This window comes from Rhizosphaericola mali (assembly GCF_004337365.2).
In the GTDB taxonomy this organism is placed as follows: domain Bacteria; phylum Bacteroidota; class Bacteroidia; order Chitinophagales; family Chitinophagaceae; genus Rhizosphaericola; species Rhizosphaericola mali.
The window spans coordinates 829,184-848,085 of sequence record NZ_CP044016.1; the positions used below are offsets into that span (position 1 = coordinate 829,184).

An 18,902-nucleotide genomic window follows, 5' to 3' on the forward strand; every position below is an offset into this window, starting at 1 on the left:
GGCTTCCAATGTAAATGTCTTTGCTCTGTTCTTCTCCTGCAGGGGAAGGGGCTGGATTAGGTTACATTTTGACTTTCGAAATATTACTGCCTAATCGCAATGCCATACCAACTATAGTATTGCCAAAATCTTTTTTTGAAAAAATATTGCCCAAATATCAATTAAAAACAAGGGGATTGCAATTGTTAGTCCAGATGGCATAAAGACAGCATTGTGTACGACAATACCAAGCAAAATGGGAAATAGTACCAATCCTCCAACAACACGAGTTTTGGTAATGATGATGCATAATCCACCTACAATTTCGAAAAAGCCAACGAATGGCATTAGCCATTTTAATGTCATAAATGCATCAAACACTTTTGCCATTTCACCTTCCATTTTGGGCATAGGCATATAGTGTAAAAATTTGTCCAAACCTGCATTGAGAAACATCAATCCACAAAGTAAAAAGAGGATAAATTGTACAATTTTCATAGTGAGTTGTTTTTAATCTGAAATTATAACAATTTATCGATATTCGAATGAATCCGGCAATTACAATCTTTGAACTTGATTGTTTTTCAGTTGGTAACGATCGCCAGTATTTTTACAAACGGCATTTCCTTCGGTATCAAAATGCAATTTTTCTCCGAAGGCACTGATCCAACCATCTTGTCGAGCTGGATTTCCTTTCATAATCGCAAATGCTAGGACGTTTTTCGTAATCACAGCACCTGCGCCGATTAAAGCGTATTCGCCTATTTCATTTCCGCAAACTATTGTAGCATTTGCCCCAATCGTTGCACCTTTTCGTACGATGGTTTTTTTGAATTCATTTTTTCGTTCGATCGTGCTTCGTGGATTGATGACATTGGTAAAAACCATAGACGGACCAAGAAATACATCGTCTTCTATTTCCACGCCATCATATACGGAAACATTGTTTTGAATCTTGACATTGTTGCCAATCTTGACATTGGTATTGATGAAAACATTCTGTCCGATATTGCAATTTTTCCCAATAAAACTAGGCGACATTATGTGGCAAAAATGCCATATTTTAGTTCCTGCTCCGATATGGGCTGGTTCGTCAACAAAAGAAGAAGAATGTACGAAATAATCTTGCATTTCTATTACCTTTAACGAGAACAAACTTAGACTATTTTTATAATTTGTATATGAAGAAAGAACGATTTTACTCTTTGGATGTGTTTCGCGGTGCGACGGTCGCATTGATGATTTTGGTAAACAATCCAGGCTCATGGGATCATATTTATCCGCCATTGGATCATGCCGCTTGGCATGGTTGTACGCCTACGGATTTGGTATTTCCGTTTTTTCTTTTTGCAATAGGTAATGCGATGGCGTTTGTGATGCCGCGACTAAGAGAAGCGGGAAATGGGGCTTTTTTCAAAAAAACAATCAAACGTTCTATTCTTATTTTTCTTATTGGTTTGTTTCTCAACTGGTCGCCGTTTATTAAATATGATGATGCTGGACATTTTGTTTTTAAGGTTTGGGAAAATATTCGGATCATGGGCGTATTACAACGTACTGCTGTTGCCTATCTGGTCGCATCCTTTATCGCTTATTTCTGCAAACCGAAAGTTGCCATGGGTATTTGCGTGTTTATATTGCTATTTTATTGGTGGCTTTGTGTGCAATTTGGAGCGGCTGATCCGTTTAGTATTCAAGGTTGGTTTGGGACTAATGTCGATAAATCTATTTTAGGGGAAACGCATATGTATCATGGTGAAGGACTCGCTTTTGATCCAGAAGGATTAGCAAGCGGATTGACGCCAATCGTTCAAATCGTATTCGGTTATTTTGTCGGAAACTATATCCAAAAATTAGGGAAAACGTACGAAATGTTGACGCATTTGTTCGTCGCCGCGGCCTTTACTATATTGGTGGCGATCATTTGGAATAACTGGTTTCCATTTAACAAAAAAATATGGACAAGTAGTTATGTTGTGTACACAACAGGCTTGGCGATTATGATTATTGCTGTGATTATTTACTTTATAGAATTCAAAGGACATAAAAGTTGGCTCACCAAATTTTTTGATGTTTTTGGAAAAAATCCCTTGTTTATTTTTTGTTTGAGTGGATTTTTACCTAGAGTTTTGTGGTTGGTTCGTTGGAGTATTGGCACCAATCCAGAAGGTAAACCACTATACGAAAATCCATTGAGTTGGTTGTATCACCATCTTTGCCAACCGGTATTTGCCGATGAACGAAACGGCTCATTGATGTATGCCATCATCAATATAATATTTTACTGGTCGATCGTTTATATATTAGACAAAAAGAAAATTTATATCAAGGTTTAGCTTATGTTTAAATACCTAAAATGCTATTTGTTATTATTGTTATTGCTTGTGGGTTCTTTTGTTGGAGCACAATCTCAGCAAGATTCTGGTATGCATCACAACAAATGGTTACAAGAGGCGCTCACTGCAAAAGATATTCAGCATTTTAAGGATTCTGTTACTCTAAGTATTTTAAAAGAGCAGCTCAAAAAAGGTAATTCGACCTCTGAACAAAAATTACTAAAGGAAAAACTGGACTCTATTCAGTTGCATGCTTCTCTGGATATCTCCAAAGAAATGGCGGAGATTGATGCGGAAAGGGCTAATACATTTCCCGTACCGGTATTGTTGTTTTCAGATACGGTATTTCAATTCTATACCTCAATTGGTCAATATTCTGCTGCTCAGAGAGCGAAAGATTTAACCGAAAAACTAAATTATTTATACAAACAATATCCTTACCAACCAGACTCACTGACGATACAGGCGCATGCGGATATCTACGCCATCAAATATAAAAATGAAGTCATTGCAGGCTTGAGCGCTACGGACGCATTATGGGAAAATACTTCATTAAAAATACTTTCGGAAAAATTAGTTCAGCAAATTAATATTGCTGTAGCGAAGTATCAACAAGAAAATAATTGGACCAATACGCTGAAACGAATCGGTTTGGTTGTTGTTTTGATTGTAGCTATATTATTGTTGATTTTTATAACGAATCGCATATTTATCTCTTCCGTCAAAAAATTGGTTCGCAGTAAGAGTAAGACCTTATCCGAAATCAAAATCAAAGACTATAAGGTTTTCAGTCGACCACATCTGTTGTCGATATTGATTCAGATATTGAAGGTCATTCGGATCGTATTGGTGATTGTTTATTTATATATTGGGGTGACGGTTTTATTTGGAATTTTTCCTGCTACGCAAAAATGGTCCAACAATATTATCTTTTTTGTAGAAGCACCATTGCGAAAGATTTTAAGTTCGATGTTGCATTATTTGCCTAATCTAATTCCGATTGCGCTGATCGTATTGGTTTTTCGATTAATAACCAAAATCTTAAAATATTTTACCAAAGAAATAGAACGCGGGCAGCTAAAAATTAAAGGCTTTTATTCTGAATGGAGCCGACCAACGTACAATTTGGTACGCATGGTTTTGTGTGTTTTGGTGGTAATTTTGATTTTTCCCTATTTGCCTGGAAGTGGATCTATTGCATTCAAAGGCATTTCGGTTTTTGTAGGTATTCTATTGTCTATTGGTTCGTCTTCCGCGATTTCCAATGCCGTTTCGGGTGTCGTGATTACTTACATGCGACCGTTCAAAATTGGAGATTGGGTAAAAGTAGGAGAGTTCACGGGGCATGTAATTGAAAAAAATCTTTTGGTTACACGTATACGAACTTTACAAAATGAGGATATCACGCTGCCCAATACAACTATTTTGAATAGTCAAACGGTGAACTATACCAAACCTATACGTGATCCCAATACCATAGGGCTGGTTGTAAAAGTCGATGTGACATTGGACTATCAAACGGATTGGAAATTGGTTTCAGAATTGTTGAAAAAAGCAGCATTGTTAACCGAGGGAGTTTTGCGTGATCCGGAACCATTTGTATTACAACAAAATTTGAATGATTTCAACGTGGCTTATCAGTTGAATGCTTACACTTTACAACCTGAACGAATGTTTTTTATACATTCAGATTTGCTACATCATATTGTGGATTTATTTAAAGAAGCCGATGTCAATATGATTTCCCCACAATATATCAATATCAAAAAAGACTAAAAAAAGGACTTCAATTATGAAGTCCTTTTTTAACTTATTTTTCTCCTACGTAAATACAGCATATTCCCATCGTCTGTGGGATGAATTTAGTATTCTTATACCCGCAATCATCCAAAATTTTTGTAAAATCATTTCTTTCGGGAAATAATTTCGCTGATTCATTTAGATAATCGTAGGCTTCAAAATTTTTCGCCACCATTTTGCCTACATTGGGAGTGACGACATTCATATATAATTTGTAAATACCTTTAAATAAGGATTGTTTCGGTCTGGAAAATTCCAATACGATGGCTTTGCCTCCAGGTTTTAATACGCGAAACATTTCACTCAAACCTTTCTCCAAATTCTGAAAATTACGCACGCCAAAAGAAACCGTAATTGCATCAAAAGTATTATCATCAAATGGCAAGTTTTCACTATCACCTTCAAGCATCGTGATAACTTTATCCAAATTCGCTTTCTTGATTTTTTCTTTCCCAACTTCCAACATCCCAGTGGAGATATCAATCCCAGTAACGGATTCGGGATGCAATCTTTTTGCTGCCATTATAGCTAGATCACCAGTGCCAGTTGCAACGTCCAACATCTTTTTAGGTTGGATAGATTTCAATTGATTCAACGCATTTTTACGCCAAATGACATCAATTCCAATACTCAAAAAGTGATTTAAGAAATCATATTTGCCGGCGATATTATTAAACATGCTGGCAACTTGATCTTTTTTAGTTAAAGTACTATCTTGGTACGGAGTAAGATTATCGTGTGCAAATTTTGACATGGGCGCGAAGATACACACTCACAAATTAAATGGTATAATAATTGAATAATTATCAGGGAAAATAATTTCTCTATTTTTTAAAAGTATCGTTAAAATAACCGGCAATGCCTTTATATTCGGAAAAAAAATTAAATTCTATTTTCGGACAAAGAATATGATAGGTATATTCGCCACACAAAAAATCAATATTAAATATGCAAACTGGAGAGGATATTGCGCGATTGAGTGAGGAGATAGCTGACCAAGCCTCATTTATTGAAAATCTTCGTAGAGAATTGAGTCATGTAGTCGTGGGACAGTCGCACATGGTTGATAGATTGTTAATCGGTCTTTTGAGTAATGGGCATGTATTATTAGAAGGTGTTCCAGGATTGGCTAAGACATTAACAATCAAAGCGTTGTCTAAAGCTGTACAAGCGCATTTTAATAGAATACAATTTACGCCAGATTTGTTACCCGCCGATGTTGTAGGTACCATGATATATAACCAACAAGTCAACCAATTTCAGGTAAGACGTGGACCGATATTTGCCAATTTTATTTTGGCAGATGAGATTAATCGTGCTCCAGCAAAAGTGCAAAGTGCACTTTTGGAAGCGATGCAAGAGCGCCAAGTGACCATCGGAGAAGAAACCTTTAAATTACCCGAACCGTTTTTGGTTTTAGCTACGCAAAATCCAATTGAGCAGGAGGGAACTTATCCTTTGCCAGAGGCGCAAGTCGATCGTTTCATGTTGAAAGTTATCGTCGGTTATCCTTCCAAAGCGGAAGAGCAATTGATCATACGCCAACAAGTGAATGGTGGAGAATCAGCAAAAATAACTCCAGTTGTTACGCTTGAACAAATTCAAAAAGGAAAAGAATTAACGAGTCGTATTTATATGGATGAAAAAATTGAGAAATTTATCATCGATATCGTTTTTGCTTCTCGTTATCCTGATCAATATAATTTGGGTAAATTAAAACCTTATATCAGTTTTGGAGGTTCGCCTCGTGCCAGCATCAATCTTGCTTTGGCTGCAAAGGCAAATGCATTCATTGCCAAAAGAGGTTATGTAATCCCAGAAGATGTGAAATCAATTGCAAAAGACGTAATGCGTCATAGAATCGGCTTGACCTACGAAGCAGAAGCAAACGATATTACTTCTGAAAAAATTATTGATGAAATTTTAAATGCTATTCAGATTCCTTAATCTGTCGGCAAATTGAACTGTCTTATTGAATGAGTTTATTCAAAAGAAATAAAAAGGCAACTCCGATTATCGAGGAGGACGATTCCGAATTGGATGTAGCTCAGATCGCTGCTCGGGCAAAAGAATTGGATTTAAAAACCAAGAAATTGTCCATGCAATTGTATTCTGGTGAGAGTCGATCTGCGGCTTTGGGGCGCGGTATGTCTTTCAAAGAAGTACGCCAATATCAAGCCGGCGATGATGTGCGTTTTATTGATTGGAATGTATCGGCTAGGTTGGGAAGTACTTACAGCAAAGTATTCGAAGAAGAAAAAGAACTCAATATTATATTGCTCGTAGACGTGAGCGCAAGTAATCTTTTCGGTACGCAGACCATGTCCAAAAAAGATCAAATTGCCAATCTTTGCTCTGTACTTGCATTTGCAGCAGTAAAAGAAAATAATAAAGTGGGCGCGTATTTTTTTTCGGATAAAATGGAAAAAGTGATTCCTTCGAAAAAAAGTCATAGTCACGTATTATTTCTTGCGAAAACCTTAATCGGTTATCAACCTTCTAGCGCACTTACGGATTTAAAAAATGCTTTGAATATTTTAAATGGTACGGTAAAGCAAAGAAGTCTTGTATTTATCGTGAGTGATTTTATCAGCGATGATTTTAGAGAGGCGTTGAAAGTTACTGCAAGAAGGCACGAAGTCGTCGGGATTCAGGTATATGATAAAGCAGAAGCCATTTTGCCTAATCTTGGTTTGGTTACGTTGGAAGATGCGGAGACAGGAGGATTGCTTTTAGTTGACGCTTCAGATGCACAGCAAAGACGTATTTATCGGGAAAAATTTGATTATAGAATGAAACATGTCAATGATATGTTTAAGGAATGTGGTGCTGGTTTGTTGCAGATCTCCACTGAAGATGATTATATGAAAACCATTAAAGAATTTTTTACCCGTAAAAAATGATTTTTAATAAAGATTTTTACAAAAAATTGCAGAATAATATCCATTCGAAATCTGTGCGCATTGTTATGATGTGCTTGGGTGTTTTGTTATTTTCATTTTCTCAATTTATTCATGCACAAAAAGTTACTGCAACAGCTGACCGAGACAAAATTGTGTTGGGAGAGCAGATTGTGGTGACTTTAAAAGTGGAAAATGTAGGGAAAACGCAATCCATAGCTCAATGGTTTGAATATGGAAAAACTACCCATTCCGAAGTCGTAAATAAGGGTAAAATCGACACTATCAATTTTGATAATACGACCACTTATATCCAAAAGTGGAACGTCACCTCATTTGATTCAGGGCATTGGACTTTACCTATCCAATCTATTAAAATACAAGATAATGGTTCGGTACACGAGATTCCATTTTCTACAGATTCTTTGCAATTGGATGTGTTGACTGTGGATGTCAGCAAGATGAAAGATTACCATGATATCAAGGATGTGATCGGTGTCAATTATAAAGATTATACGTGGGTAATCATTGGTTTGGTGGCAATTGTAGTGGTGACTTTACTATTTTTCTTAATTCGATACATTATTCGAAAAAGAAAGCAGAAAAAAGCCAATCAGCCAAAATCGGTCATCAAAGGTGCTCCAATTGAATGGGCTCAAAAGGAAATTCAAAAATTATTGGAAGAAAATCCTGCTAATATGTTGTTCTATACACGTTTGGATAATATCATTCGCACTTATTTGGATGAGGTAAAAGGATGGACCACTTTGCATGCGACTACGGATGAGGCTATGGTAAAAATCAAAGGAACCGTTCCTGATGCCGAAACCGTAACAACATTTTTCCAAACTTGGAGAATGATGGATTTTGTGAAATTTGCCAAATACAAACCAGAAGAATCTTTGAAAAAATCTTCTGCAGATACAGCTTTGGCATTTGTAAAATATTTTCAAGAGCATAGTCAAAATACGATAAAATAGGAATGATTACAGATTGGTTAAGACATATTGAATTTGCCTATCCTTGGGTATTGGGACTTATTTTTTTACTTCCCATCTTGGTATGGGCATATTTTAAAAAACAAAAAAGGAGCGAAGCCACTTTCAAAATCAGCTATATCGGTCAAGGTAATTACCAAAACTGGAAAGCGAAAAGTGCTAGTTTGCCTTTTTGGTTGCGCATTTTCGGATTATTTTTTCTTATTGTGGCGATGGCTCGTCCGCGTCAAAAATATGTAGAACAAGAAACAACAGGTCAAGGGATTGATATTGTTTTGTGTTTTGATATCAGTGGAAGTATGACCGAAAAGGATTTCGTTCCTAATCGGTTAGAAGCTGCGAAATTAGTGGCTTCCAAGTTCGTTGAGCAACGTCCAGGAGATAGAATTGGGATAACTATTTTTAGTAATTTAAGTTTTACCTTATCTCCAGTGACGACAGATCATGAATTGGTTTTGCAACAAATTCAAAATATACAACCTGGAATGTTGCAAGATGAGGGTACGGCGATTGGAGCAGGATTGGCAACGAGTGTTGATAGATTGAGAGAAAGCAAATCCAAAACAAAAATCGTTATTTTACTGACGGATGGAGTTGATTTTGGTGGTGCTATTTCGCCAGATGTAGCGATTAATATGGCGAAAACCTATGGAATTAAAGTCTATACCATTGGAATCGGGAGTACGCAAGAGGTTCAAATTGATCCAAATGATCCGAACTCTGGTGGAAAAAGTACGCGTAAATTGGATTTCAATGAAGGTTTATTGAGAAATATGGCGGCATCTACGGGTGGTCAATATTTCCATGCCGCGGATAACAATACATTGCAAGGAGTATATGAAAGTATCAATAAATTGGAAAAGTCAAAGATTGAAGTAAAGACTTATAACCGATATGTAGAGCAATATTTGGTCGTATTAATTATCGGTTTGATTTGTATCTTATTAGATTTTATTTTGCGATATACGGTTTATTTTAAATTTCCTTAAATTGGAGATGGGTTTCAATGGATATTATAAATTTTTTGAATAATTTGGTATAAAATACAAAATATTCCGCTATCTTTGATTTATCTATGAAAAAAATGAAAAAACACTAATTCGGTTTTCTTCAAACTGAATTTTATTGAAAAACAGAGCAATAACTTAAATTTTCCATTTTTTTTAGATTTTTAGATTATATAGATATGATTTTACCGATACACTAATTTCCGACGAAATTTGTGTGTTTCTTAAAATTTAGAAGTGACGGCCCTGATTTTTTAATCCGGGGCCTTTTTGTTTATAGGAAATCATAAAAATAGGGATGTGTAATAATTTACACATCCCTATTTTTATTTAAAAATTTGAACTACTTAATTTTCCTTCAAACTTCTGAAATCTACGGGAACTAATTTACTTACACCAGGTTCTTGCATCGTAACGCCATAAATCACATCGACCGCGCTCATCATTTGCTTGTTGTGTGTTACTATGATAAATTGCGAATTTTCACTGAATTTGCGAATCATTTGTACAAATTTTCCGACGTTAGCATCATCCAAAGGCGCATCAACCTCATCCAAAATACAGAATGGTGCAGGTTTAATTAGATAGATGGAAAATAATAATGCTGTAGCTGTTAAGGTTTTTTCTCCTCCACTTAATTGAGTAATGGAAGATGGTCTTTTCCCTTTTGGTTTGGCAACAATATCAATACCCGTTTCCGCAAGATTTTCTGGATTTTCCATGATAAGATCCGCTGTGTCTTGCTCGGTAAATAAGGTTTTGAATACCACTTGGAAATTTTCTTTTACCTTATTGAATGTCTCCAAAAATTGCTGATTGGCTGTGGTTTCTACCTCTTGGATCGTTTGCATTAAGCTTTCACGAGCAGTTACGAGGTCATTTTTTTGTTCCAAAATGAATTCATAACGTTTTTTCATTTCCGTATAAGCTTCTACCGCTGTAGGGTTAACTTCTCCCAAATTTTGCAAACGCTTTTTCAATCTTTCAGAAGACTCTGTCAATTCATCTACTGAGGAAGTTGTCGTGCGATCTTGATCCAAAATTTCATCCAAATCAACATGAAATTCTACGTACAGACGCTCCTTCATTCCTGCTAATTGCAATTTCAATTCATTGAGTTTGTCTTTCAACTCATTCAATTGATTGTCAATCGCTTCGCGTTGTTTTGTTTTTTGACGTAATTCATCCTCTTTAACTTGCAATTCATTACGCAAAGAATAATACAATTGATCTGCTTCATTCAATTCTTTTTCTGCAATTTCTTTTGCACGGAATAACTCAATCAATTCTTTTTCAAGCTGTTGCAATCTTACTTCTTCGGCTTCGATATTTCCTTTTGATTCAGATAATTGCTTATTATTTCCTTCTTTTTGGGCCACCAAATCTTGCAATTGTTTTTCTTTAAAAGCCAATTCTTGTTTCAAAGAATTGATTTTGCTTTGCTGTTTGGTTAATTGGATATTCTGATCATTATAAGAAACGGATGCGAAATTGTAATCTTGTTCGGCTTGTTGATAGGTCATTTCAATCAATTTCAACGCTTGGTTGATAGATTCAATCGAACTATTAATTTCATTTAATTGATTTTTGGTATCGTAAATTGCATCATTTTCCTGTTCTAATTTTGCTTCAATATCTTCTAATTTTTGTTGAGAAGAATCTTGTGCAGAAATGAGATTTTCGACTTTATTTTTGGTAATAAATACGCCGTTGGTTAAGGAATTGATTTCATTTTGAATGGATTGTATTTCTTTTTCCTTCAATTGTTCGTTGTAACCAATAACTTTATTTCGCAGCGCCTCAATGTTGTTTTTAAGTTCGCTTACAAGTTTGTCTTGTTTGGATATCGTCGCTTGTAATTTTTCCAAATTTTTAGCACGACCGATTTTTTTACCTTCAAAAACGCCCACGCTACCACCGGTTAACGTATATTTTCCTTGTACAAATTTGCCTGATTTCTCAAGTAAAATCGTATTGTCTGAGGCTTCTGCATTTGCGCCTTCATCCACAATGTAGACATTGGCTAATAAATATTCCGCAAGTTTTCTATATTTCTCATCTACTTCAATGATATCCAATGCTTTTGTCGCATTATTCACTTGAGATTCTGAATAAGAGAAATTTTGAAATTTATCTAAAAGAAAGAAATTCGCTTTTCCTTTTTTGTTGTTATCCAACAATTGAATTGCGGTCATTCCTTCTTGTAAATCATTGACAACGTAATAGTTAAGATATGGCTCTAATACGTTCTCCACTGCTGCACGATATTCTTCTTTTACATAAATAATATCAGAAAGTATCGGCGCTTCATTATTCCAATCTTTATTTTTATGTAAAAATTTGATACTCTCTGGATATCCTTCCATAGAATCAATCAAATTTTTCAAAAGCGCATGTTCGTTCTTTTTTGCATCCAATTTTCGATTTTCATCAGCTAAGGAAGCACGTAATTTTTCCATTTCTTCTTGCGTGGACAAGATGATGGCTTTGGTTTCTTCGTGGATTTTTTGAATATCAGTTAAGTAGGATTTTTTATCAGCAAGAACTGTTTCTTTTTCTTTCAATTCGCCTTCTAAATTTTGCAATTGCGCAGTTCTGTTTTCTTTTTCAGATTGCAATTGCATCTGAGATCTTTGCAGATTTTGGATCGATGTGTCCGCTACGGCAACTTTTTTCTCCGCTTCAAATTGTTGTCTTTGGATCTGTTGAAATGATTGACGTTGGACATCCAATTCTGCTCTTTTTTCATCTAAAAGTGCGCGCTTATCCTCAATCGCATCTTTGGCAATTTCAATTTTTTCTTGCAATTCCGCTAATAATCCAGACTCGTCACCAACCTGTATTTTGGAATATTCAATGGAATCAGAAATCGTGTTTAATTGACCTTCTGCTTGTGCTAAAAAGTCAATGATATTTTTTTCTTTTTCTTTCAAATACTGCAAACTTTGCGAAGCCAGATTTTTCTCATTTTCTTTGACGTGCAAATTACCTTGTACGCCGTTGAATTTTTGTTGCAAATCTTGCAAGGCTTTTTCCTTATCCGAAAAACTATTGCGTTCCTTTAAAATTGCGGCTTCTTGAGAGGTAATTTCTGTTTCCAATTGCAATTTTAAATCCGCTTGTGACTCTTGTTGTTGGTTAACTTCTTTGTAAGTGCCGTTAAATCCTTCCAAAGCAGCTTTCGCCAATTCTATGGAAATATCTTTATAGTCCTTTTTAATTTCGTTGTACTTCTCCGCCTTTTTCGCTTGACTTTCTAAGGTTTTTAGCTGATTGTTGATTTCAAATAATAAATCTTCAATTCGACTTAAATCTTGTGCAGTTGCATCTAGTTTTTGTTTGGCTTCTTTTTTACGTGTTTTATAGACGGTAATTCCAGCCGCTTGTTCGAGCATTTTACGACGACTATTATCTCTATCTTTGATGATATCGTCGACCATTCCAGACTCAATCATGGAATAACTATCCGAACTAATACCAGTGTCCATGAAAAGGTTGTTGATGTCTTTCAATCGACAAGCAACATCATTCAGTCTATATTCGCTATCGCCATTGCGGTAAAAACGGCGCGTAATCGCTACCGTACTAAATTCTGTAGGTAATAAATTGCGGGTGTTTTCAAATACCAAACTCACCTCCGCCATGCCGCTAGGGCTCCTCTTTTTACTTCCGTTAAAGACAAGCGCCTCCATATTTTCACTACGTAAAGCAGAAATTTTTTGTTCACCTATTACCCATCTAATGGCATCAATTACATTACTTTTACCACAGCCATTTGGCCCGATCACCCCGGTAATTGCAGCATCAAAATTGAGTATCGTTTTATCAGCAAAACTTTTAAAACCTTTTACTTGAAGTTGTTTTAATCGCACTTAAATCCAATTTTATATGCGAACTTAATTGAATTTGGCTAAATTTTTGCGCAAAAGGATTAATTAATTGGAATTGTCAATTTTTAAAAATTAATTCGTAAAAATTTCGTTCACTATTTGACTGTCATCAATACTCATTAAAAATATTTATTATGTTAAAACTGAATAAGGTTTTCGTTGCAGGAATGTTGGTTTTCACTGGTTTTTGTAGTCGTTTGCATGCTCAAGACATACATTTCGGTATTAAAGCCGGTCCTGAATTTGGCAAAGTAGACGGTAAATCTTTGACCTCTGCCTATAAAGCTGGTTATCAAGCAGGAGCATTTGCGGAAATTCGTTTTGATAAATGGGGAATACAACCAGAAGTTTTGTTTAGTCAAACAAATACGGAAACTAAAGATGGTAATGCATTGAGTCAAGTAGGCGCAAGTGCCTTAATTCCAAATGTGAAGGCGAAATTGAATTATTTGAGTGTACCTGTATTAGTGAATTTGAAAATCATTAATATTCTGGATTTTCAAGTTGGTCCACAATTCAATGTGTCTACGTCCAAAGAACATGGGTTGTCTAATGAAGTAAAGAGCGCATTTAAAAGCGGAGAAGTGGATGCTGCGGCAGGTTTTCAATTACGTGTAGCTAAGTTCAGAGCTTATGCGCGTTACAATATTGGCTTGACGGGTGTAAAATCTAGTGCGACAGAAGATAATACTAATACCAATGATGGAAGTACTTGGCGTAGACAAGCTTTCCAATTTGGCATCGGATATGCTATATTTTAGTACATAAAAGTTATAGTTGAAAGCAACTCCTTCGAGTTGCTTTTTTTTATATTTAAAATGTATAAATTAGGTTAGTCTAAATAATTAATTAGTGTATGTAAATAAAATAATTATATTTGTGTGGATTTTAAAAACACAATATAAGAATGAAGCTAATCTTTGTAGTAATGGCACTATTAGGAACTTGTGAGTCATACAGCCAAAAACTAATACACGGAAAAATCACTGGAATCGCGCAAAATAAATATGAATATCTGCGTGTCAGTGATCGTCAACAATCGCAGTTGGAAAAAGTAAATGCAGAAGGAGAATTTAATTTTTATTCCAAGGGTTCTATATTCTACCTACTAGAAAAGAACGTAAAAATAGATTCATTTATAGTCAAAAATGAAAAATTTATAGTTGTAAATATTCGTAATTATACGAATCAACTAGATAATATTATTGTCTCAAATCATTTGCAAAATCAAAGAAATATTTGGGCAAATCCTGTGGCGATTACTGCTGTGTCTGCCAAGCAAGTTGAAAATACCATTTCCTCTAACCTTATAGATGGTTTAGTAAAAAATACACCTGGATTAAATGCCGTGAAAACCGGGCCAAATATTTCAAAACCATTTATTAGAGGATTGGGGTATAATCGAGTATTGACTTTGTTCGATGGTATTCGTCAAGAAGGGCAACAATGGGGAGATGAACATGGGATTGAATTAGATCCATATAATATTGGAAATACGGAAGTAATTAAAGGCCCGGCAAGTATGATTTACGGCTCGGATGCTGAGGCTGGAGTGGTGAGTTTGCGTTCCTTACAACCTCAAGTTATAGATGGTAAAATACATGGACAATGGATTTCTGAATATCAAAACAACAATGGTTTATATGGAAATGGTGTTTCTATTTATAAACGAAATGTGCACTGGTATTGGCTTGGAGCGCGTTCTTACAGAATCGCCAAGAACTATCAAAATAAAATAGACGGCAGCGTGTACAACACAGGATTTAAAGAATTAAATCTTTCTTTTAAAACAAGTTATCAAAGTAAATATGGGTTTTCTAATCTGAATTTTACTTTATACAATGATCTGCAAGGTATTCCTGATGGGAGCAGAGATTCGCTTACTAGAAAATTTACTAAACAAATTTATGAGTCTGATGAAGACAATATAAAAGATCGTCCTATTGTTTCCAATCGTGAGTTAAATAGTTATCGTTTGAGTCCATTGCATCAGCATATTCAACATTATAGAATTTATTCGGATAATGAATATAGTTTAAAAAATGGTGCAAAAGTTTCTGGTTTGGTGGCATTTCAGCAAAATATCAGAAGAGAATATAATCACCCAACCATGCTGGAGCAAGCGGGGATGTATGTTAAATTAAATACGCTCAACTTTACGGGAAAATATCAATTTTCTCCAATGGGGAAATTTACCAATACCATTGGCGTGAATGGAATGTATCAAAGTAATCGGAATGAAAATGCAACTGATTTCCCTATACCAGACTATAAACTAGGAGACGTAGGCATATATGCTTTTTCGAATTTTGAGTCGGGAAAATGGACAATTTCGGGTGGCGTAAGATTGGATCAACGTTGGATAGGAAGTAAGGATTTTTATATAGGGACAAATGATGTGACTGGATTTGAATATGCTATTCGAAATAACCAAGATACAATGGGGGCTAATTTGCAATTTCCAGCTTTGCATTTGCAATATAGCGGTATGTCTGCAAGCCTAGGTGTAACATACGAAGTAAATGAAAATATACATCTAAAAGGCAATATTGCAAAAGGTTATCGCGCGCCGAATATAACCGAAATTGCTTCTAATGGATTAGACCCTGGCGCACATATTTACTATATCGGAAATCGCAATTTTGTACCGGAATTTAATATTCAAGAAGATGTTGGCGTAAGTTTGAATTATAGTGATTTGAATGCTAATTTTAGTGTATTCAATAATCATATTAGCCACTATATTTCTTTAATGCAGTTAACCGATGCTAATGGAAATCCCGTACAATTAGTCCCAGGGAACTGGACCTATCAATATCAACAGAGTGCTGCTAGGTTATACGGACTGGAATCTAATTTTCAATATTTACCTAAATATTTGAATGGGATTGTTGTCGAATCTTCTATTGCAATCGTTTATGGCAATAATACGAGTGCGAAATATAAAAATGCAGGTATTAATGGGGAATATTTGGCGTATATCCCACCTATAAAATGGGTAAGTGGCATAGAAAAAGTATTTCAACTCAAGAGTCAACATTTGAATAAATTGAAATTAAAGTTAGAATATGAATTTAACGGAAAACAAAGCCGGTATTTTGGGTTATATGATACGGAAACAGCTACTCCAGGTTATAGTTTGTTAAATGCAATCTTGGGTTGCACTATACAATTACGAGAAAAGCAAACTATAGATGTGAATGTATTTGCAGATAATATTTTGGATAAAGCATTTCAGTCTAATTTAAGTCGGTTGAAATATTTTGAATATTATAATTCGTCTCCTAATGGACATTATGGTATCTATGGAATGGGACGCAATGTTGGAGTAAAGGTTGGGGTTCATTTTTAAATGAAAAACAGCGCAATGAATATTTTTCATTGCGCTGTTTTTTTATTTATTTTAAAACGATTAGTCTTTCGGATCTAATGCTTTTTTAATTCTATCAGATAGATCCGCTAAATGATATTTAGTTAATTTATCCGAAGAATTTGTAGCATCAATCTCCGCTTTCAAATCCTTTAAATGTCCTTTTACAATGGATGGTATGTCTGACGTGTTGATATCACTAGACGAAACTCCCATTAATGCCAAAATCATTGGAGAAATACCGCTTGATGCAGGGCTTTTTGCACTTATAATATCAATCAATGTATTCACATATACTTTTTGCAAACTTCTTCTAGGTGCAGTAATTGCCGCATTAGATTTTAGTTCGGAAAAAATACCATCATGTACATCCGTAATAAATTCAATAGGAGTGTAGGTTGTATCACCAAATCTATTCTCACACAGTTCCAATCTTTGTAGACGTGAACTAGATAACAAATTAGAAAGTGTTGTGGATTGTAAGTTTGCAATCTTATCTCCATATCCGGGATTGGTAATTTTGTTCATGATATTTTGATCATCTAACCAATCAACATTGTTGAATACTTGATTATTAAGGAATTGAACAGCTTGTTTTTGTCTTTGTTTGGATGTTGGATAGTATACATTTCCAGGTTCTTCTACACTTTTATAAGTTTCTTCAATTCCACCTACGTTTTTCAATACATGATTTACAAAACGATTATACTCGCCAAATAATTGCGTATATACATCCCCTAGATTATTATAAGTATCTGCTTCTTCATTTGTCCAAGAAAGTAAATTTTTAGCTACAATTTTTAGATTTTTGATGCCATATTCACTCGCCAAAACATTGTTGTCACCTAAATCTTCCGTTTGTGCTCTTGGATCAAGATTACGACCTTCTCCTCCAAACCATAGTCTTGAATTTTTAGATAATGCGTCAACAACCCATTTGTTTACGATCTTCTTGTCTTCCTCTGTTGTGGTTGCTCCACTATAAGAGTAGCCCCATTTTATTGCCCATTTATCATAGTCTCCAATTCTTGGGAAGATACCTTTTTCGGAAATATTATCTTCTGGTTGTGCGACATAGTTAAAGCGAGCATAGTCCATGATAGATGCCGTGTGGCCATTGGCTTCCACCCATTTTTTATTACGTAAAAGCTCAACTGGAGTTTTGCTACTACTTCCCATATTATGACGCAATCCTAAAGTATGACCAATCTCATGGGAAGAAACAAAACGAATCAATTGTCCCATTAATTCATCATCAAATTTCATTTTGCGAGCTTTTGGATCAATAGCTCCAGCTTGAATCATGTACCAGTCATGTACAAGTTTCATTACATTGTGATACCATCCAATATGACTTTCTAGAATTTGGCCGCTTCTTGGGTCATGTACATTGGGACCATAGGCGTTTTCAATATTGGAAGCGAAATAGCGCACTACAGAATAGCGAGCATCTTCCATAGACATTGTAGTATCATTTTCTGGCCATTCTTTACCTACAATTGCATTTTTAAAACCTGCAGATTCAAATGCTTTTTGCCAATCGTTAATACCTGCGATAAGGTAAGGACGCCATTGTTTTGGAGTGGCTGGATCGATATAATAGACAATTTGTTTTTTGGGTTCAACTAATTGTCCTTTTTTCCATTTTTCTACATCTTCTGGTTTGGGTTCCAGATTCCAACGAACTATAAAAGTTTGGTCATCTACTTTTTGTTGATTGTCTCCATATACGGTATAAGAATCGGCAAAATAACCCACTCTTGGGTCAAATAATCGTTTTTTTACAGGTGTTTTTGGTAACAATAAAAAAGAATTGTTCAATTCCATTGTTACCACTCCCGCATCATTAGCAACGGTAAAACCGCCACCTCCTCTGCGAGTCATCATGCCAGGTATATTCATTGCCGGAGAAGCTCCAAATGTTTTTGTTGATTTAATTTCAACATTTATTGGGTAAGTGTGAATACTGTTGATATAGGATCTATCTGCCATCAACATGCTTAAGTTGAATCCTCTCTTTTTGTCTGGAGTTAAGCTTACCAATTGATTATCTCCTTTGAAGAAATCTGTTACATCTAATACTACCGTAGATGAATCTTTTCCAAATGCCTTAATTGGAAAAGCCGCTATTAATGGATTAGCATAAGAATTTTTTACTGCTTTATAGATTTTGTTGGTTGAATCCGCCATGCTGATATCTGCAATTAATTTGATAAAAACATTTTTATTCGGACCTTTAATCCACTCAATTGTTTGTTGATTGACAATCTCACCTCCATATACACCGGCTCCACCAGGAACGGAAACATAACGTGTTACTACCATTATTTCACGTCCAAAAAGAGAATCTGGAATCTCGAAAAAATATTTATCCTCGACTTCATGTATGGTAAATAGTCCTTTATGCGTGATTGCAGAGTCAGGAATGACCTCTTTATAAGGTTTTATTTCAGATGGTTTAGGAAAAATAGGTTTCTTTAATTTTGTCGTATCCTTTAAATGTAAGGAATCTTTTTTCGGTAAACTGTCTTTTGGATATTTAGGGACTTCAGGTTTTTGTGCGAATGTGGTTGTCAAATAAAAAGTACCACAGAGCAGCATTAAAATTTTAGAATTCATAAA

At 35.2% G+C, this 18,902-nt stretch carries 13 protein-coding genes; 8 read left to right on the forward strand and 5 right to left on the reverse strand.

Annotation, left to right across the window (positions count from 1 at the left end):
• Window positions 1-111: 111 nt before the first annotated feature.
• Both E0W69_RS03560 and E0W69_RS03565 read right to left on the reverse strand, forming a co-directional pair.
• On the reverse strand, window positions 112-477 hold the full coding sequence (locus E0W69_RS03560; RefSeq protein WP_131328667.1) for a DoxX family membrane protein: 366 nt from the start codon (window positions 475-477) through the stop codon (window positions 112-114).
• Between the two features lie 60 nt (window positions 478-537).
• The gene (locus tag E0W69_RS03565) at window positions 538-1,110 is read right to left on the reverse strand and encodes an acyltransferase (RefSeq protein ID WP_131328668.1); all 573 of its coding nucleotides are present in this window, start codon (window positions 1,108-1,110) and stop codon (window positions 538-540) included.
• A 50-nt stretch (window positions 1,111-1,160) separates the two neighbouring features.
• Here E0W69_RS03565 and E0W69_RS03570 point away from each other — a divergent pair, with 50 nt between their 5' ends.
• Complete coding sequence (locus tag E0W69_RS03570; protein WP_131328669.1) at window positions 1,161-2,315, forward strand: acyltransferase family protein; 1,155 nt, start codon at window positions 1,161-1,163, stop codon at window positions 2,313-2,315.
• Window positions 2,316-2,342: 27 nt separating this feature from the next.
• The gene (locus E0W69_RS03575) at window positions 2,343-4,091 is read left to right on the forward strand and encodes a mechanosensitive ion channel family protein (protein WP_191967955.1); all 1,749 of its coding nucleotides are present in this window, start codon (window positions 2,343-2,345) and stop codon (window positions 4,089-4,091) included.
• A 34-nt stretch (window positions 4,092-4,125) separates the two neighbouring features.
• Here E0W69_RS03575 and ubiE read toward each other — a convergent pair whose 3' ends face one another.
• Window positions 4,126-4,869 (reverse strand): bifunctional demethylmenaquinone methyltransferase/2-methoxy-6-polyprenyl-1,4-benzoquinol methylase UbiE, encoded by a 744-nt coding sequence (gene ubiE / locus E0W69_RS03580; protein WP_131328671.1) that lies wholly within the window; start codon window positions 4,867-4,869, stop codon window positions 4,126-4,128.
• Window positions 4,870-5,063: 194 nt separating this feature from the next.
• Between ubiE and E0W69_RS03585 the strand changes: the two genes are divergently transcribed.
• From E0W69_RS03585 to E0W69_RS03600, 4 genes are read left to right on the forward strand one after another with little or no spacing between them, the layout of a single operon-like run.
• Window positions 5,064-6,062, forward strand: a complete 999-nt coding sequence (locus E0W69_RS03585; protein WP_131328672.1) for an AAA family ATPase — start codon at window positions 5,064-5,066, stop codon at window positions 6,060-6,062.
• Window positions 6,063-6,091: 29 nt separating this feature from the next.
• Window positions 6,092-7,018, forward strand: a complete 927-nt coding sequence (locus tag E0W69_RS03590; protein ID WP_131328673.1) for a DUF58 domain-containing protein — start codon at window positions 6,092-6,094, stop codon at window positions 7,016-7,018.
• The gene (locus tag E0W69_RS03595) at window positions 7,015-7,995 is read left to right on the forward strand and encodes a hypothetical protein (protein WP_131328674.1); all 981 of its coding nucleotides are present in this window, start codon (window positions 7,015-7,017) and stop codon (window positions 7,993-7,995) included. Before E0W69_RS03590 ends, E0W69_RS03595 begins: the two co-directional genes overlap by 4 nt.
• Before the next feature lie 2 nt (window positions 7,996-7,997).
• Complete coding sequence (locus tag E0W69_RS03600) at window positions 7,998-9,002, forward strand: vWA domain-containing protein (protein WP_131328675.1); 1,005 nt, start codon at window positions 7,998-8,000, stop codon at window positions 9,000-9,002.
• Window positions 9,003-9,367: 365 nt separating this feature from the next.
• Here E0W69_RS03600 and smc read toward each other — a convergent pair whose 3' ends face one another.
• The gene (gene smc / locus E0W69_RS03605; protein ID WP_131328676.1) at window positions 9,368-12,892 is read right to left on the reverse strand and encodes a chromosome segregation protein SMC; all 3,525 of its coding nucleotides are present in this window, start codon (window positions 12,890-12,892) and stop codon (window positions 9,368-9,370) included.
• A 152-nt stretch (window positions 12,893-13,044) separates the two neighbouring features.
• Here smc and E0W69_RS03610 point away from each other — a divergent pair, with 152 nt between their 5' ends.
• Entirely contained in the window at window positions 13,045-13,671 is a 627-nt protein-coding gene (locus tag E0W69_RS03610; RefSeq protein ID WP_131328677.1) for a porin family protein, read from the forward strand.
• A gap of 146 nt (window positions 13,672-13,817) precedes the next feature.
• On the forward strand, window positions 13,818-16,262 hold the full coding sequence (locus tag E0W69_RS03615; RefSeq protein ID WP_131328678.1) for a TonB-dependent receptor: 2,445 nt from the start codon (window positions 13,818-13,820) through the stop codon (window positions 16,260-16,262).
• 60 nt (window positions 16,263-16,322) lie between these two features.
• On the opposite strand, the gene E0W69_RS03620 is transcribed toward E0W69_RS03615, so the two are convergent.
• Window positions 16,323-18,899 carry a zinc-dependent metalloprotease gene (locus tag E0W69_RS03620; RefSeq protein WP_131328679.1) on the reverse strand — a complete coding sequence of 859 codons (2,577 nt, stop codon included), beginning with the start codon at window positions 18,897-18,899 and terminating at the stop codon, window positions 16,323-16,325.
• Window positions 18,900-18,902: the final 3 nt, after the last annotated feature.

Coding starts and splice junctions, on each gene's coding strand:
- E0W69_RS03595 (WP_131328674.1), top strand. CDS start 7,015: ATGATTTTTAATAAAGATTTTTACAAAAAATTGCAGAATAATATCCAT.
- E0W69_RS03565 (WP_131328668.1), bottom strand. CDS start 1,110: ATGCAAGATTATTTCGTACATTCTTCTTCTTTTGTTGACGAACCAGCC.
- E0W69_RS03600 (WP_131328675.1), top strand. CDS start 7,998: ATGATTACAGATTGGTTAAGACATATTGAATTTGCCTATCCTTGGGTA.
- E0W69_RS03560 (WP_131328667.1), bottom strand. CDS start 477: ATGAAAATTGTACAATTTATCCTCTTTTTACTTTGTGGATTGATGTTT.
- E0W69_RS03620 (WP_131328679.1), bottom strand. CDS start 18,899: ATGAATTCTAAAATTTTAATGCTGCTCTGTGGTACTTTTTATTTGACA.
- ubiE (WP_131328671.1), bottom strand. CDS start 4,869: ATGTCAAAATTTGCACACGATAATCTTACTCCGTACCAAGATAGTACT.
- E0W69_RS03590 (WP_131328673.1), top strand. CDS start 6,092: ATGAGTTTATTCAAAAGAAATAAAAAGGCAACTCCGATTATCGAGGAG.
- E0W69_RS03610 (WP_131328677.1), top strand. CDS start 13,045: ATGTTAAAACTGAATAAGGTTTTCGTTGCAGGAATGTTGGTTTTCACT.
- E0W69_RS03570 (WP_131328669.1), top strand. CDS start 1,161: ATGAAGAAAGAACGATTTTACTCTTTGGATGTGTTTCGCGGTGCGACG.
- E0W69_RS03585 (WP_131328672.1), top strand. CDS start 5,064: ATGCAAACTGGAGAGGATATTGCGCGATTGAGTGAGGAGATAGCTGAC.
- E0W69_RS03615 (WP_131328678.1), top strand. CDS start 13,818: ATGAAGCTAATCTTTGTAGTAATGGCACTATTAGGAACTTGTGAGTCA.